General features: G+C 55.3%; 18 protein-coding genes and 1 riboswitch. Of the genes, 3 read left to right on the top strand and 15 right to left on the bottom strand.

What is annotated here, in order from left to right; all coding sequences use genetic code 11:
* Positions 1 to 272 precede the first annotated feature (272 nt).
* From D7M11_RS00120 to D7M11_RS00160, 9 genes are all read right to left on the bottom strand, one after another.
* Positions 273 to 821 (bottom strand): class I SAM-dependent methyltransferase, encoded by a 549-nt coding sequence (locus D7M11_RS00120; protein WP_120745122.1) that lies wholly within the window; start codon positions 819 to 821, stop codon positions 273 to 275.
* Positions 818 to 1,489, bottom strand: coding sequence for an ABC transporter permease (locus D7M11_RS00125; RefSeq protein WP_120745123.1), 672 nt, complete (start codon positions 1,487 to 1,489; stop codon positions 818 to 820). Before D7M11_RS00125 ends, D7M11_RS00120 begins: the two co-directional genes overlap by 4 nt.
* Entirely contained in the window at positions 1,476 to 2,177 is a 702-nt protein-coding gene (locus D7M11_RS00130; protein WP_120745124.1) for an ATP-binding cassette domain-containing protein, read from the bottom strand. Before D7M11_RS00130 ends, D7M11_RS00125 begins: the two co-directional genes overlap by 14 nt.
* A complete protein-coding gene (locus D7M11_RS00135; RefSeq protein WP_120745125.1) occupies positions 2,174 to 2,542 on the bottom strand; it encodes a GntR family transcriptional regulator in 369 nt (122 codons plus the stop codon). The genes D7M11_RS00130 and D7M11_RS00135 overlap by 4 nt, the downstream gene beginning before the upstream one ends.
* A gap of 185 nt (positions 2,543 to 2,727) precedes the next feature.
* The gene (locus tag D7M11_RS00140; protein ID WP_158606366.1) at positions 2,728 to 5,112 is read right to left on the bottom strand and encodes a glycosyl hydrolase family 28-related protein; all 2,385 of its coding nucleotides are present in this window, start codon (positions 5,110 to 5,112) and stop codon (positions 2,728 to 2,730) included.
* A 346-nt stretch (positions 5,113 to 5,458) separates the two neighbouring features.
* Positions 5,459 to 6,223, bottom strand: coding sequence for a class I SAM-dependent methyltransferase (locus D7M11_RS00145; RefSeq protein WP_120745127.1), 765 nt, complete (start codon positions 6,221 to 6,223; stop codon positions 5,459 to 5,461).
* Between the two features lie 117 nt (positions 6,224 to 6,340).
* The gene (locus D7M11_RS00150; RefSeq protein WP_120745128.1) at positions 6,341 to 7,702 is read right to left on the bottom strand and encodes an MDR family MFS transporter; all 1,362 of its coding nucleotides are present in this window, start codon (positions 7,700 to 7,702) and stop codon (positions 6,341 to 6,343) included.
* Positions 7,699 to 8,355 (bottom strand): GNAT family N-acetyltransferase, encoded by a 657-nt coding sequence (locus D7M11_RS00155; protein WP_240040905.1) that lies wholly within the window; start codon positions 8,353 to 8,355, stop codon positions 7,699 to 7,701. Before D7M11_RS00155 ends, D7M11_RS00150 begins: the two co-directional genes overlap by 4 nt.
* Before the next feature lie 125 nt (positions 8,356 to 8,480).
* Complete coding sequence (locus D7M11_RS00160; RefSeq protein ID WP_120745129.1) at positions 8,481 to 9,230, bottom strand: glucose 1-dehydrogenase; 750 nt, start codon at positions 9,228 to 9,230, stop codon at positions 8,481 to 8,483.
* A gap of 71 nt (positions 9,231 to 9,301) precedes the next feature.
* On the opposite strand from D7M11_RS00160, the gene yiaK reads away from it, so the two are divergent.
* The gene (gene yiaK, locus D7M11_RS00165; RefSeq protein ID WP_120745130.1) at positions 9,302 to 10,309 is read left to right on the top strand and encodes a 3-dehydro-L-gulonate 2-dehydrogenase; all 1,008 of its coding nucleotides are present in this window, start codon (positions 9,302 to 9,304) and stop codon (positions 10,307 to 10,309) included.
* A gap of 27 nt (positions 10,310 to 10,336) precedes the next feature.
* On the opposite strand, the gene D7M11_RS00170 is transcribed toward yiaK, so the two are convergent.
* The 4 genes from D7M11_RS00170 to D7M11_RS00185 form a co-directional block, all read right to left on the bottom strand.
* Entirely contained in the window at positions 10,337 to 10,714 is a 378-nt protein-coding gene (locus D7M11_RS00170; RefSeq protein WP_240040906.1) for a hypothetical protein, read from the bottom strand.
* A 70-nt stretch (positions 10,715 to 10,784) separates the two neighbouring features.
* Positions 10,785 to 11,594 carry a protein phosphatase 2C domain-containing protein gene (locus D7M11_RS00175; protein ID WP_120745132.1) on the bottom strand — a complete coding sequence of 270 codons (810 nt, stop codon included), beginning with the start codon at positions 11,592 to 11,594 and terminating at the stop codon, positions 10,785 to 10,787.
* Between the two features lie 35 nt (positions 11,595 to 11,629).
* Positions 11,630 to 12,133 (bottom strand): metallophosphoesterase family protein, encoded by a 504-nt coding sequence (locus D7M11_RS00180; protein WP_120745133.1) that lies wholly within the window; start codon positions 12,131 to 12,133, stop codon positions 11,630 to 11,632.
* On the bottom strand, positions 12,130 to 12,663 hold the full coding sequence (locus tag D7M11_RS00185; RefSeq protein WP_120745134.1) for a mismatch-specific DNA-glycosylase: 534 nt from the start codon (positions 12,661 to 12,663) through the stop codon (positions 12,130 to 12,132). Before D7M11_RS00185 ends, D7M11_RS00180 begins: the two co-directional genes overlap by 4 nt.
* 158 nt (positions 12,664 to 12,821) lie before the next feature.
* Positions 12,822 to 12,924: riboswitch (guanidine-I (ykkC/yxkD leader) on the top strand.
* A gap of 96 nt (positions 12,925 to 13,020) precedes the next feature.
* On the opposite strand from D7M11_RS00185, the gene D7M11_RS00190 reads away from it, so the two are divergent.
* Positions 13,021 to 13,359, top strand: coding sequence for a DMT family transporter (locus D7M11_RS00190; RefSeq protein ID WP_120745135.1), 339 nt, complete (start codon positions 13,021 to 13,023; stop codon positions 13,357 to 13,359).
* 1 nt (position 13,360) lies between these two features.
* Entirely contained in the window at positions 13,361 to 13,675 is a 315-nt protein-coding gene (locus D7M11_RS00195) for a DMT family transporter (RefSeq protein WP_120745136.1), read from the top strand.
* A gap of 11 nt (positions 13,676 to 13,686) precedes the next feature.
* On the opposite strand, the gene D7M11_RS00200 is transcribed toward D7M11_RS00195, so the two are convergent.
* Positions 13,687 to 14,769, bottom strand: coding sequence for a sialidase family protein (locus D7M11_RS00200; RefSeq protein WP_120745137.1), 1,083 nt, complete (start codon positions 14,767 to 14,769; stop codon positions 13,687 to 13,689).
* 225 nt (positions 14,770 to 14,994) lie between these two features.
* Complete coding sequence (locus D7M11_RS00205) at positions 14,995 to 16,365, bottom strand: ABC transporter substrate-binding protein (RefSeq protein WP_158606367.1); 1,371 nt, start codon at positions 16,363 to 16,365, stop codon at positions 14,995 to 14,997.
* Positions 16,366 to 16,369 lie beyond the last annotated feature (4 nt).

Raw genomic sequence — 16,369 nt, forward strand, 5'->3', positions numbered from 1 at the left:
CGTCTGCCATTCAGGGCGGCCAGTCTCGGAGCTTGCGGCAGACGAATCAAACTGCAACCGCTTTCAAAGCGGCATTACTGTAATCATAACGCGGAGATGCGCATCGGGGCTTTGGAAGATTCTTCGCACTTTTTGCATTACGGCTAGTATTATCGTTCAGCGCATTTGTACTTTTTATCGCAAACGGCAAAAAAAGCCCCGAAACAACAGTTTCGGGAGCTTCATGTGAAGACAAGGCCAAGCCCGCAAGCCGCCGGGCCGGATAGTCCGTATCATCTTCTTTTGCATTTGAACACCCAGGCTGGCGGGACGTTCATCCACGTATATCCGAGCTCAAAGGACGGGAAATGTTCCTGAAATTTCTTCTTCAGCAGCAGCGTATATTGAAAAGCGACGAACGTGCCGTCGGGAGCGAGCGCATCATGGATCGTACGTAACAGCTCGTGTTGCAAATGGGGCGGAAAATTCGCAAACGGCAGCCCCGAAATGATCAAGTCGAACGGGCGTCCCGTTTCTTTGACGACGGTGCCAAGCTTCAGCGCATCGTCCAAAATCGTCAAGTCCGGATACCGATGCTGCAAGTTTTGGCGAAACGCCTCGTTTTTCTCGAACAGAATAAACCGGCTCGTTCCGCTTCTCTTCTCTTCAATATGCCGGGTGAAGACGCCGGTTCCGGGTCCGAGCTCCGCAATCATTTGCAGCTTATGCCAGGGAACCGTAGGCGGGAGCATTTTGCGCGCCAAAAAGTTCGAGCTTGGGATTACGCTTCCGACCTGAGCCGTATTCGTCAAAAATTCGCCGAGAAACGAAACCTTTTTCATGCGACACCAACTTTCTTATCCAATAAATACAAGCTGCCATATGCTAAAAGCACATCCGCCGCCAGAAAGGTGAATAGGGACGGCAGAACGGAAGAAATGCCGGTTAGTACGAACAATCCTGCGATAAAGCTGATGAAGGTGATCGGAACGGAAAACGCTCCCTGCCATTTTCCAATAAAGACGCTGAAAAACGACAGCAGGATGATAGACGTTGCGGCAAGCAGCCATCTTACAAGCAGCAGCAGCTTCGGCCAATCGAATGCCAGGAGCGGCTCCGAACGAAACATGCTGCCGTCCGCAATCGTGTTCTGAATCGTAAATCCCGCGATGATAACCGCAAGAATCAGCAGCAATTCCAGCATAATCGCTATATATTTAGCGGCTATAAGATGCAGCCGGGAGACCGGCAAAATCATCAGCTTATAGATCGAATGCTGCTTCCATTCCTCGATCCACGTTGTAAAACAACGAATAAGCGGAAGCAAAAACCCGCATAGAAGCACCCCGCTATTGAGCGTTCTAATGAGATCGAGCGCCCCTGGAACAGAGAGGGTCGCAGTCAGGACGGCAAGAGCGGCTTGAATGATGGCGATTACGGTTAGCGAAACGACGAGCGCATTGCGGCGATCCCGCAGTTCGGTTTTGATTAAGCGGCTAAAGGCGCGCATGCTCGTACACCTCTCTCAATACATCCGCCAAAGACTGGTTCCGCTCCTGCTTGACCGTCTCGACATGGCCTTCCAGCAGCAGCTTCCCATCGTGTACGAACAAAAAATCGTCGATGATCAGCTCCACTTCGGCTACCTCATGCGTCGTGATGATAATCGTCTGCCCGTCATTAATGAAATCTTCCACGATAGCCTGGGCAATTTGCCTTCTGGCAAATGGATCGATGCCGGCAAAAGGATCGTCCAGCAGCACATATTTGGCATGACGGCTGAGTGCCAGCAGCAGCTTCATCTTGGCGCGCGTACCTTTGGAGACGTCCCGGATCAGCAAGTCCGGGTTCAGCTCGAAATAGTGCAGCAGATGCTTCGCCTTCTCGTCGTTCCAATCCCAGTACACGTCTCTCATATAAAGCATGGCGTCCGATAAACGCATCCATGAATTCCAAATATCTACATCCGGCAAGTAAGACAGCTTCGCTCTCGTCGATAGGTTAGGGGGCATGCCGTCAATCCGGATCTCGCCCCGGTCGAGTTGGACGAGTCCTGCTAGCGCTTTCAAAGCCGTCGATTTCCCCGACCCGTTCGCGCCGAGCAGCCCGACCATTTTCCCTTCTTCGATCGTGAAGCTAAGCTCGTTTAACGCTTTTCTGCTTCCGAATGATTTGATAGCCTGCTCCACTCTGATCATTTCGACTTCCCCCTCTCCAATACCTTCTTTACATACGCTAAAATTTCTTCATCCGATTTCCCGAAGCCGCGCAGCATCCCGATGCAGTGAAGGACCGCCGTTTCTAGAGCTTCCTCGCGAAGCGCCTCGAGCATGCCGACATCGCTCGTCATGAAGCTTCCCTGGCCTCTCGCCGTCACGATCAGCTTCATATCCTCCATCTCCCGGTACGCCCGCTGAATCGTGTTCGGATTTACGCCGAGGCTTCTCGCCAGCTCGCGCCGCGAAGGGATTTCTTGTCCAAGCTTATAGGTACCGTTCAAAAACTTGAGCTTGATGTCATCGATGATCTGAGCGTAGATCGGCTCCTTCTGATTGAACTCCATTGCAACCTCCACGGACTAACACAGTGTTACTGTATTAATTACTTAATACAGTAACACGGATCGATACCGGTGTCAATCGGTTATCGGGCTAGCTAAGGGCAAGCAAAAACCCCGGAACTGCCGCTCCGGGGCGCAAAATGCCATTATACGGTTTACCGTGCAGACCGCGGACGGTTAGGCTCCCCTCAAGGCTGAATGATGCCGAAATTGCGCAGCGCTTGCTTCAAAGCATTAACCTCCGTCTCCAACTGATCGACCGTGAGTCCCGTCGTATCCGCCTGCGCAGGCAGCTTACCGATCCGGCCGAACGGCTCGTAGACCGGAGGCAAGTAGGAGACTCCGCTCGCCGTAACCGTCGCCGCTAACGGCGCGTTCACTCTCAACTCGTTGCCGGCAATCCGGTTAATGCGGCGAACCTGGCTGCCGGATGCAAATTGAATCCACTGGCCGACCTTCAGCTTCGACGAATCGTTCACCGTTACTTTGTAAGTGCCGACTGTCCCCGTCGCGGTAACGCCTGTTAGCGTACCGAAGGTGCCGCCGTTCAGAATGCGGTAGCCGACCTGTGTTGCCCCGGCTGTAATGGCCCCGCCGTTCACGAGCACGATCGTTCCGGGCTGGTACGTCGTTCCGGCCTCCATAAGCGGATCGTCGAACGTTTTGGCCGTGAACTTCATATATTTCTCAGCCTCGTCCGTCCGCACCGTACTATGCAGATCGAGCCATAACCCGCCCTGTTTCGACGTAATCAGGTTATCCTTCACTTCGACCTCAGTGAACGTTCCGTCGGCGGCGTTCATCCGAATGGCGTACAGCCCGAGCGACGTATCGTACGTTTCATTGATCGTATTGCCGGATACGACGGCGCCGACAACGGTGGAGCGCAGCAAAATCGCGGCTTTGTACGCCTCGTTGCCGGCCGGGTAATGTCCGGCGTTGACGATGATATTATCCGTTATGCGCAAGTTCGACATCGTCCCGACCTTGCTCGTGTTGCCGATATGGATCGCGGCGATCGGCGCATTTTTGATCACATTGTTGCTGATGATTACGTTCTTCACGTTCGTATCTCGAACGAAACCGATGCCGTAGCAGAATCCTTCCAGCAGATTCGACCGCTTCGTAAACTCTTCCTCGCACGTAATGGTATTGCCCGTAATCGTAATGTTCTCGAACATCCCCGTATGATCGGGCGGCAAATAGCCGGGAAACGCTCCGATGCCGACCATCATGTCGCGCTGCTTTTGAGCGTTGGCGAGGCTGATCGTATTGCCGGAAACGGTTACATTTTTTAGCGAATATTGCTTGTACGGCCAAAACTGGATCGCGTGCACGGCATTCGTAAACGTGTTCCCCGTAACGCTCATATCCCCGTTTTCGCCGCTCGTCTCGCTGGATTGAATATGTACGCCGGTCACATAACCGTCGGAGACGTTGCCCGACACGACGCTCTTGCCCGTATGCGTCTCGATCGCTCCCATCGCCTTCTCGCCGGGCGCGGCATAAAATCGGTTATTGCTCACGATATGGGATTTGCCGTTCACATAAACGGCGGAGTTATCGTAACCGTCGAAGCCTCTTGCATGAACGAAGTTAAACGAGCAATTGCGTACGACCGCGCCCGTCGACGATGCGTTATTCAGTACGACCGTGTTCCAGCCGCAGATCGGATCGAACGTACAGTCCTCAATGACAATATTCTCATAATCGAACAATCCGATGCAGTACTGGGTCCAGTAATAGTCGGTGCGGCGATGGTCGATATTACACGTCGTGTTGCCGGACGGATTTTGATCGAAGCGCAAGCCGCGGATCGAAACGTTCTTCACCTTCGGCCAAGTTTGAAAGTTGCCGATGATCGTCCAGTAGTCGCCCGCATCGTTTTTGACCTTGATGACGGAGTTTGGTCCTTCCCCGAGCAGATGGACGTTATTTTTCGGTACGATCCGGCGGGTTTGCAGCAGAGGCGAGACGATGTACGTCCCTTTCGGAAAAAAGACAATTCCTCCGCCAAGAGCAAAGACGACATCAATCGCTGCCTGGATGATATCCAGATCGTCTGTCACTCCGTCGCCCTTCGCGCCGAACCATTTCACGCTGTAGCGGTCGTTCTCGACAATACGCTTGTAGCGGGCGCCCGACGACGAGACGAGAATAAGCCCGGTGTTGTCGGCCGACAGCGTATCGCCCGGATCGTAGTAGAAAAACCCTTCCTGTCCCGGATTCGTTACGTAGTAGAGCACGTCCGAACAAGGAACGCTGCTTGCTCTGAGACTTTCGATCGTCGTTTTCACAAAATCGTTTCCTGTCTCCGGGTCGCAAGCTCCAGCTCCATAGACGCTGCTGTTAACCGTAGATTGGCCGGTACCCGCTCCCGCCATACTACTCGTTGCTCCGTACAATGACACGGCCGCTCCGGCGGCTCCGACCGAGGCCAGCATGAGCAGCTTGCGCCGCGTCATTTTTTGCACGGCAATCGAATTCAGCTCGCTCCACGACGATTCTACTGCTTGTTCTTCTCTGGATTGGTTAGAATGTCCCTTTCTGCCTTGACTAGCACGATCGTCCATCAATTCCGCCTCCATTTTTATGTAACCGCTTTCACATCTTGCCCTTATTTTACCTCTTGCAGGCGGAAAAATCTTTGTAGTCTAGCCCGAACTTTTTGCACAAGTACGTACAAAATTGTACGGTATTTTTGCACTATGTTGCAAAATGTAGGGTCCGGGGCCTTTTGCAGGGCGGCATGGTTTCCGGCAAGAAACGTCTCAAATTCCAAAAGCATAGCTGTTATCATCCGCGCGAAACAACACGAAGCGGCAGCCGGGAACCTGCTCAGTTCCTGGACTGCCGCTTCGTTTCGCTATGTCTGCCGAGTAGAAACTACTTACTGGTTCTATGCTCCTGCCCCGCAGTCTATTTTCTGGCAACAATTGCGATAGCACCGGGCAATCCATGTAATGGCTCCCCGGTTTGCTCCGCTTCCGACTCCGCCATCCGCTCGATCCGAAAGCCGGCAGCGGCGATTCCGTTTACGATATCGGACAGGGTGTGATGAAAGTTCACGGTCGGCAGATTCATGTCGATCCCATACTTTCTCCCCGCCGGCGTTGCATCAAACGTATAATAATCGGGCTCTCGATTATGGTAGTTCCATGTAAGCGTGATGGCTCCGTCCTGCACATCGAGACAATTGGTAACCGGATGAGAGCTTGTAAATAGCAGCCTCCCTCCGGGCTTGAGCACTCGATGCCAAGTACGGAATGCCGCTTCAACATCCGCATACCAGCAAATATAGGTTGCGTATACGATATCAAACGCGTTGTCCGCTATCGGCAGCAGCGTTTGTGCATCCGCCACCTGAAAGCGAACGTCGCAGCCTATTTTGCGGGCGTTTTCCTCGGCGATTCGAATCGCAACGGGACTAATATCGCAGGCAGTGACTATAGCCCCCAGATTCGTCCAGGAAAAAGCTTGCGAAGCGTCGCAGGCGCAGCAGGTATCCAGAAGCGTCAGACCGGAAACATCGCCAAGCAAGCGGAATTCGAATTGATCGTCTACCCCTCCATCGGCAAAAAATTGATGGTAATCGGGACGATCTTTGAGTATACACTCCATGTAAACCGGATGATATTGATCCCACATTGACTTAACAAGCTCTGCATTATGCGGCTTGCTCATAAACCTCCCCCTTACTTCATTCGGTTCGGACACAAGTGTATCCTAGTTCCATTATGAGGAAAGCTCCGTAATGAAGTAAGGGCGAAAATCGCTGTAATCGATTTTGACCAGCACCCGCTAAGCCGTCCGCTCGCTCCGTTTCGCCGCCTGGGCCGACTGGATGAACAGACACGATACGAATGCCAGCAGCGACATCCAGAAGCCATACGTCAGCAATTGATGAATGCCGGTCATCGTATCCGCCGCTTTGGTCAAAAACGCGCCCATGAGCGTCGTGCCCACTGCCGTCCCGATATTGCGCGAGAAAAACATCATCGAGGTCGATATGCCTTTCCGGTGGGGCTCAACAAGCTCTTGTGCGCCGATCGTAGTGACCGTGAAGATGAGTCCGTACGCCAGCCCTTGCACGAACATAATCATGAACACATACCAGAAGGCGCTGTCGGCATGAAGCATGTACGCTGCGAAGCCACACACGATCAGCAGTGCGTTGCCGGACAACAGCAGGCGGCGGTATCCGTAGCGAATGACCCATTTGCCGGCCGGCACGGAGACGAGCATCCAACCCGCCGCCTGGCCAAGCAGCGGAAGTCCGCTCATGAACAGTCCGTACCCGTGCACCTCTTGCATGTACAGCGGGATGTAGCTGGACGTGCCGAATAACGCGGCGCAAGCGAGAAAAATGTTGCCGATCATCCAGGCCACATTCCTTATGCGGAACAACGATAACGGGATAAGCGGCGAGCGGTGCTTCCGTTCGTACGCGATAAATACGGCGAGCAGCAAAATGCCGGCGGCACCGTACAGCAGAAGTCCTTTGCTCACGACCGTGAGCAGCAGCAGCAAACTGATGCTGGCCGTAAACAAAACGGCCCCGGCTACATCGACAGGCGCGCGTCTGGGCTCATAAACTTCCTTGTACGGAATAAGCAGCAGTATGGCGGCAATACAGACCGGAACGTTTACGTAAAAAATCCAGCGCCAGCTTGCGTATTCGACGAATACGGCGCCAAGCAGCGGCGCCATCACGGCAGAGATCCCCCACATCGCGGAAAACAGCGCCTGCACCGATCCGCGCTTCTCCACCGAAAGCAGGTCGCCCGCGATAATAGCCGGGAACGGATTCATGATCCCGGCACCGATCCCTTGCACGGCGCGGAACAGCACAAGGCCGAGCATCGTTTGCGCGCTGCCGCACAGTAGAGAGCCGAGCATAAAAACGAGCATGCCGGTCGCGAACACTCTTTTCCGGCCGAACAGATCCGACAGCCTCCCGGCGATCGGAGTCAGCACGGTTGAGGTAATCATGTAAGCGACAAAGCTCCATGCGTACAGCTCGAAGCCGCCCAATTCCTTGACGATGTGCGGCACCGTCGTGTTCGTAATCGTCGAATCGATCGAAGAGATCAGAACGGCCAGCACGATGCTTGTCATAACGAACCATCTGCTTTTCCGGTTACGGCTATGCTCCGCCGTCATTGATCGTTCATCCTTTCCGTTTCGACGCTTCTGCCCAGCAGCCGCTCGATCCATGCCCACCCCTCGCGGCACTCCGGCTTTTGGTGCACAGGAGCGAAGCCGTAGTTCAAATACATGCCTACCGCTTTATAGCTGGTCGTCTGTGTCGTCAAATAGGCTTCCTCGTGAAACAACGCCAGCGTTCGCAGCGCCTCCGTGAAGAGCGGCTTCGCCAGCTTCCTGCCCTGATGGTCGGGAATGACCGCAACCCAGTGGATGCGTCCGATCGGTCGGCCGTCAAACGTACCGTACCATGCAGTCGTCGTACCGACCGGAAGCCCGTCTTGATCGACAACGAACAAACAGCGGGACTCCATCTCCGCTATATGCTCCCCGAACTCTTTGCGAAAATGCCGCAGCGCCTCCTCTTCCGTCTTGAACTCGCCGGACAGACATTCGATACGGGCCCAATGCGCCTCGTCGCCAGAGACGAACGGACGGATTGAGTAACCTTCCAGAAGCTCTGCGCTTGGAATGTGCAGCAAATGCGATCGCTTCATCGTCAGTCCGAAATACGGGATCGCATCCGCCCCCTCCGGTTCGCGATAACCGGAAGCGCCGCCTGTGTCCGCGGCTCTCTCCATACGGGGCGTTTTCATCCGTTCTATTCTCATATTGTGATGCTCCTTCCTTTTGTCCCGAAATCCCTATGCTCCATTTTCCCGGATCGCGCCATTACTTGCAACAGGCAGTACTCGAGACGAAAAGGACACTCCAAACGAGTGTCCAACCTTCCGTCCTATGGTTCGTATATCATTTTGCGCGTCATTCCGCCGTCGACAACCAGATGGGCGCCCGTGACGAAATCATTTTCCGGATCGGTCAAATACAAACAAGCTTTGGCGATATCGTCCGGTTTGCCTACGCGTCCTGCCGGATGCTGGGCGTGATCGATCTGCCGAAGCGATCCGTAATCGCCGTTCTCGATCCAGCCCGGACTGATGCAGTTGACCCGGATGCGATCCGCCCCGAGCGAAAGCGCCAGCGCGTGCGTCAACGCTGCGATGCCTCCCTTGGAAGCGGCATACGCTTCCGAATTTGGCTCCGACATGAGCGCTCGCGTCGAGCCGATATTCACGATCGCGCCGCCTGACGGATTGCCGCGCATCACTTTGGCCGCTTCCTTCGCGCACAGAAACGTTCCGCGCAAATTCGTAAACAGCACATCGTCGAATTCGTCCGCCGTCAGCTCGTATATCGGTTTGAAGCGGGACACGCCGGCATTGTTGATCAAAACGTCAATCGTACCGAAATGATTCACCGTCTCGTTCACAAGCGATATAATATCCGCTTCCCTACGGACATCGGTCTTGACGAACAGCGCAGAGCCGCCGGCATCTACCAGAGCTGACGTGTGACGACGTCCCGTTTCCTCGTCCCGTTCGGCTACGACGACGCGAGCGCCCCGCAAGGCGTATTCGCGCGACACCGTTTGCCCGATTCCGCTGCCCGCGCCGGTGACAATCACAACCTTGTTCGAAAAATCCAAGCTTTTTCCGCCCTTTCCGCCACGAAGCCCGGCTGATTTGATATACTGCAAAGTAAAGGAGCTGATAGCATTTGAGAATTCCGTTTGAAACCATGTTCGAGCTGTTCCGGTCCGTTCTCGTAAAAAACGGCTTCCGCGCCGACCGGGCCGAGCTTTGCGCGCGCCTGTTCACCGAAACGAGCCGCGATGGCGTCTATTCCCACGGACTAAACCGCTTTCCCACCTTTATCGACTACATCCGTAAAGGCTACGTCCGCGTGGAGGCCGAGCCCGAGCTGGCGGAAAGCATGGGCGTTCTCGAGCGCTGGGACGGCCATTCCGGTCCCGGCAACCTGAACGCGCATGCTTCGATGACTCGCGCGATCGAGCTGGCGAAGCAGCACGGCGTCGGCTGCGTGGCGATCCGCAACACGAACCATTGGATGCGCGCCGGCAGCTACGGCTGGCAGGCGGCCGAAGCGGGCTGCGTCGGCATATGCTGGACGAATACGATTCCGAACATGCCTCCGTGGGGAGCCAAGGACAGCAAGCTCGGCAACAATCCGGTCGTTTTCGCCGCCCCCCGCACCGGCGGAGAGCCGATCGTGCTCGACATCGCCATGTCCCAGTTTTCCTACGGCAAAATGGGCATTCATGCCGCGAGCGGCGAACCGCTGCCCGTCTACGGCGGCTTTGATCGGGAAGGCAACCCGACCCAGGATGCCGCGGCCATTATCGAGACGAGACGCTCGATGCCGATCGGCTTCTGGAAAGGCTCCGGCCTGTCGTTCATGCTCGATCTGATCGTGACGATGCTGTCCGGCGGCAATTCGTCGATGGATATGGGCAAGCTGGGAGCCGAGCGGAACTTGTCCCAGGTGTTTATCGCCATAGACGCGGCGCGTCTGCCGGACCGCGACGAGCTGGACCGCAAAGTGCTGGCCATGATCGACGATTTGCATGCGGCGTCACCGGACGAGAACGGCGGCAGAGCCCGTTATCCCGGCGAGGAGACCTTACGCGTACGCGAGCGCAACCTGCGCGAAGGCATACCGGTGGATGAAGCGATCTGGGAACAAGCGCTGAAGCTGGACGCCTGACAGACGGCTGTTCGGTTCGCCATAACGCTACATATCCAGTGAAACGTCCCAGGCGCCATACGTTCCGATCGATCGCATCAAATCCGGGTCGATCGGGATGATGAACCGCATCGCGCCGTGCTGGAACAAGCCGCTGCGGTTATGAACCGTTACCTGCTTGGCGTATACGTTGTAATACGGCATCCCGTCTCCCGCTTGAACGACCTCGTGTCCGCCGACATGGCGGCTTACGAAGCGGATTTGCTTGAGCTCCGTCGTGTCGAAAGGAGTAATGCTGACGATATCCTCAAAGTTCATATAATAATTGACATGAGGCTTGTGCAGTACCACTTCCTTCGTGGAGACGGAGATGCCGAAGTTCGTTTTTTTGTGCGATACTTTCAATTCCCCGGCGAGCGGCTTCAACTTGATGAAATCGCGATTGATGGCAATCGACCTCCTCTGCCGTTTTATTTGCGGGATCGCTACAACCGCACTAGAAAGTGAACAGAACGGCGGAGCGGTCGTCGGGATTCATCCCTTTCTCCTTCTCGGCCGCCTCCACCTGCTCGACATACGGTTCAAAGCCTTCCTGAACGATGCGTTCCATCGTCGTTTCCAGCGGCAATCCCGGGTGGAACATGCCGTCCGAGATGAGCAGCAGATGCGTGAGCCCTTCCGCAGGAACGACTCCGGCCTGGATGTATGACTCCATCTCCGGCGTTCCGTTCGCCACTCCGTAACCTTCCGCCGTATTCGCCATAAACGTCCGGTGGTAAACGATTCTGGCGTGAACGTTCTCGAAATAGCTTTCGTCCTCGACAGTCTTGCCCATCTCGCGCTCCTTCGCCCGTTTCACCTTCGCCCTTGCGGCGACGCCCGATACGCGATTTTCCGTCAGCACCTGAACCCGGCCGTCCGCATACCGGGCGATGGCCATACAATCCCCGATCTGGGCATACGAGATGCCGCCCGTTTCGTCCACATACGCAGCGGCGAAGCAGGACGCCCACAGCCCGTGTTTGACGTTCAGATCGATGCCGCTGTCCAGCATCGCCTGACGGATCGCCCCGTTCGCTGCAACCATCGACTCCTTCAAGTTTATACTGCCTTGCAGCCGTTCCAAATACACCCGAATCGTATTCGAGGCGAGATAAGCTCCATTATGTCCGTCTTCGTCCCTGTAATCGACGATCGGAGTCACCCCGTCCATGACCCCGTATACGCGAGCGGCCGGATTGAGCACGATCGCATCTTCGCCCTCTTTTTTCTGCGGACTCGGTTTCGAATAATGGACAATGTTCATGATGATCGTTCCTCTCTCTATGTGTAGGTGTAGGGTTATAATGGATCCGCGAAAAAAACATGCTTAGCCTCGAACGCGGTTCCGTTTATCGTCACGAGGCCGTACGAATAAGCCGGCTGCCGCCTTTTCGCCGTCGGCGAGCCTGGATTGAACAGCACCGTCTGTCCCGATTTCTCCAGCAGCGGGATATGGGAATGACCGAACACGATCAGATCCGGCTTGTCGTCCGCAAAAGCCCGGATCGCCCGCTCGGGCGTCGTTTTGCCCGGACCGGTATGGCCGTGGACGAGCCCGATTCGCACCCCGCCGCATTCGACCGTGGTTTTCAGCCCGAACCTTTGGACAATCGCCTCGGGATCTCCGTTCCCGGCCACTCCGTACACGGGCGCCAGCTTCGAGAGCTCCTCGTATACGTCCAACGTCACCCAGTCGCCTGCGTGGAGAATGACATCGACTTCGCGAAAAGCGGTCATCATAGTGCGTGGCAGCCCGCGAGAGCGGCCGGATAGATGCGTATCGGACAACACGCCGACGATCATGATTTCCCACCTTTTTCCTGGCGGAATTGTTCAACATATGGCAATAAACCGCGAAAAATTTCCGTTATTTCATCCGTCGGCATCCGTACGAGCCCGCTGGATGAAGGTGCGACGAATTCGACCACGCCATGAACGAGCGGATGCGGCTGTTCGCCCCACTCGATCCGTCCCAGGCCGCTGTACTGCTCGTACACGCCCTTGCCGACGAAACAAGCTGCTTTCGGGCGATACTCTTGAAGCAGGGCCATCAGCTTCAGGCGGCCCGTTTTGTACTCTTCCTTCGTAATTTCCGCCGCCGTTTTCGTCGGTCTGGAGACGATATTCGTAAAGCCGTATCCCAGCTTCAGCAGCTCCCCGTCTTCCTGCGGCTTGTATTTGCGCGGCGTCAAGCCGGCGTCGTATAAGATTTTCCAGAAACGATTGCTCGGATTCGCATAATGGTGCCCGGTCTCGCCGGACCGTATGCTCGGGTTAAAGCCAATAAATAAAACCGCAAGGTCGTAACCGAGATGATCCGGAATCGAAAACATGACTGCTTCCTCCTTCATCCGCCACACGGCTGCGAGAATGGGTGTCCCATCATTATACCATACGCGCCAAGCGAATAGAGACCGAATTGGGTCTTTATATGCGGATGAAACGAACAAATGTCTTGACTGTCCCCCTCTAATCACGTACGATTAGTATCGTTACTGTTTTCTAGGGTTCCGCGGCGCAAGGCCGGCCTGGTCCGAGAGAAAACGCGCAGACCGATACGTCTGCGTACACGGAGGGAAAAAAGCCCGGGAGGATATCATGCTGCCATGATATCTGCCGGGCTTTTCCGTTTTTATTAATCTGCCTGCGATTGGCGGATACTAGACTTCAAGAAAGAGGTGGATCTGTTCATGAATCGTAACTGGACGCTTGTTTTTGTCGCCGGATTGTTCGAAATCGCCTGGGTCAGCGGCCTCAAGCACGCTTATAACGTCTGGACCTGGATCGGTACGGTCCTAGCGATTCTCATTAGCATGGATATGCTCATTCGCGCATCGAAGCGGCTTCCCGTCGGCACGACGTACGCCGTATTCACCGGCATCGGGACTGCGGGAACGGTACTGATGGAAATGCTCGTATTCGGCGAACCGTTCAAAATAGCGAAAATGCTGCTCATTCTGCTGCTGCTGGCCGGCGTCATCGGCCTCAAAGTGATTACGAGCGAAACCGGCTCGAAGGAGGTGCACTAGGATGGATTGGCTCGCTCTCGTATTGGCCGGATGCTTCGAGGTCGTCGGCGTGTCGGGCATTAACCGCGTAAACCGCTCGAAAAGCCTACTGTCCTATGCGATATTGTTCGGAGGCTTCACGCTCAGCCTGCTGCTATTATCCTACGCCATGAACACGATATCGATGGGCACGGCCTACGCGGTATGGACCGGTATCGGCACCGTCGGCAGCGCCATGCTCGGTATGTTCGCCTACGGCGAATCGAAGGACTGGAGACGGCTGCTGTTCATCGCTATGGTGCTGTGCGCGGCCGTCGGCCTTAAACTGCTCGTATAACCCTCCGCCGCTTATAGCTCGGAAGCGCGGATTTTGCGGATTTTCAGTCGGGACAGGCAGATGCCGTCCTCGGCTTCGCCCGCGCAGTAAGCCAGCAGCACGTCGTCCCCGGAAAAATGGATCGCGACATAACAGCAGCCGTTGCGGTCCTCTTCCCGCTCTACGGCAAAATGGCGGCCCCACGTCTTCCCTTCATCGCTGCTGACGGCGCCGATGAGCGGCGTTCGGCCCCAGCTATGTTTGTCCAGGGGGCGGGTATTGTAGGCTGGTATCGGATTCCAGATCGCAAGCAGCTCGCCGCTGGCCGGATTCCGCTTCATCGATAGCGGCGAGCAGGGCGAAGTAAAGGCGGAGGGAGCCGGCTGGCTCCAGGATTCGCCTCCGTCATGGGAGAATACCTCGTATTGGCACCCGAGGTCCGTTCTCGCCCATCCCCATAACGACCCGTTCGCCAGCTCGATGACGCCGGGCTCCTGCATGTCGCTCTTCGTTCTCGGCACCCCGGTCGAGCAATAGTTTTTCGCCTCTCGCCATGTATATCCATCATCGTCCGACAAGAAGAAAAACGTGATCGCCCTGCCGTCGAATGAGCCCCACTCCGTATCGCTGCCCGCCTTCATCCGGTGATAACCCGCCGGGACGACAAGCCGGCCCGAGGCGAGCCGAATAACGCGGTCGTTGTTCGTGACGTAGTACCCTTTGCCGGGCACGCAGACGACCGGATCGCTCCACGTTGCGCCTTCATCGGAAGACCGTCTCAAGTTCAGACGCATGTCGTGCCAGCCATAGCGCGGCAAATAGAACAGGCCGATATCGCCATTACCGAGCCGCAGCAGCGAGACGCTCATAATGTTGAGCGCGCTGTAGTCTTCCGGCTGGGCAACAATGCGGTCGTCCGACCACGTCTCGCCTCCGTCGGAGGAGTAGCGAGCGGCGAGGCACGCCTTGGCCGTATCGTCAAACGATGTCCCGATAAAACGGCTGTACACGAACAGGATACGTCCATCGCGGAGATCGATAAATGCGCCTTCGCTGTTGCGCGGGTTGCCTTCGCCGGGCCGCAGATCAAGAACGATTTTTCCTTTTTGGATCATACGGGTTCATCTCCTGGTACTGTTAGTGGTTATCCTTTCAAGGAGCCCGTGAGGACTCCCTTTACAAAATGCTTTCTGGCCGATCCGAATCACTTCTTATTTATATTAATACTATGGTATGACCATAGTCTCCCTATATTCCAAATAGTAACACATCGAGCGAAACTTACAACCTTTTTTTGCAAAAAAAGAAGCTGTCCGCTTGGGCCAGCTTTCAAGATCCTGTTATCGACCGATTCCCGACGTTATTTTTTTCCGCGATGCCGAAACCAGCTGATTCATTTCCGCTTCGGTATCCCGGATGACCGTATTGACGTCGGTACCGTTGAAATAAGCTTCAAATCCCTTATGCAGGAGCGGCCGCGCGCTGTTTTCGAGCGTCGAGAACGCCGGAGCGGGAGCGGGCGTGCTTTTGAACACGGCCTCGAGATGCTTGCCCTTCAAAAACGCCATGTCCGCTCCAAGCTGCTTGCGAAGCTCCATATCTTTCAGCGACGACAGGCGCGCCGTCGTCCGGGTGCTCAGACGCTGGACCTCGTCGGACGTAATGACGCCCAGCAGTTGCATTGCCTGGTCCTTGTATTTGCTCGTCTTGGTTACGGCGAAAATATGCGTGTCCACATGCCCATAAACGTTAGGCTTGTTTTTGTAGCTCGGGTATTGGGCCATATCCCAGTTCAAACCGTTTTTCTCCGCCGCCTCGAGACCGAGATTCAAAATATTTTGCACCGGCAGCATCGCTACGTTTTTATCGTTCATAAACTGCGTTCTGCCCGTCCCGTTCAGCTTATCCGGCTTATTGTTCGGAATGTCCCATATCCGCTTTGCCAGCTCGAAGACGCTTCTCCACGAATCGCTCGAAACAACCGGTTTGTCCGTCTTCGGATCGAGCATCGTAAGCGACAGCGGCATCGACATCCGGTTGATGTTTTCCGGATCGAGCCCGCGATACCGGATGCCGTTTTCGCTCCGGGACAGCTTCTCCGCCAGCGGAATCAGTTCGTCCCAGAACATCCCGTCCTTCGGATAGGCGACCCCGAATTTGTCGAAGATGTCCTTGTTGTAATAGGTAGCGTTAAAATTAACCGCAAACGGAATCGCCGACAGCTGATTGTCCATGACGATGCGGATCGCGTCCAGAACGGTCGGATCGAACTTTTTCAGGTCAAGTCCAATTTTACCCGCCAGCGGCGTCAAATCTTCGAGCAAACCTAGTTCCTTGAACAAGCCCAAATCCCCGTTCCATGTAAACACGATATCGGGAATATCTCCGGCGGCAACCAGTTCCTGAATCGTAGTCCCCGTGCCCGGTTTAACGACCTTCACCGTAATATTCGGGTGCTTCTTGGCAACCGGCTCCACGATTAACGATTGAATGTCCTTGTCGTCGAAGCCGGTAGTGAAAAACAGTTTGAGCGTAACCGGGCTTGTGTCAATCGCCGGCGCTTTTTTAACTGTATCGGCTGTCGCAGGCGGCTGTACACTCTCCCCTCCCGGCGTTCCGCTTTTAGCGGCGCACCCTCCTAGCAGCCCTGCAAGCAGCGTCAACGCGGCGATCCCTGAGACGGAATACGCGTTTTTTGTCCACTTGTTCATGGTT

Source organism: Paenibacillus ginsengarvi (assembly GCF_003626695.1).
In the GTDB taxonomy this organism is placed as follows: Bacteria; Bacillota; Bacilli; order Paenibacillales; family NBRC-103111; genus Paenibacillus_AB; species Paenibacillus_AB ginsengarvi.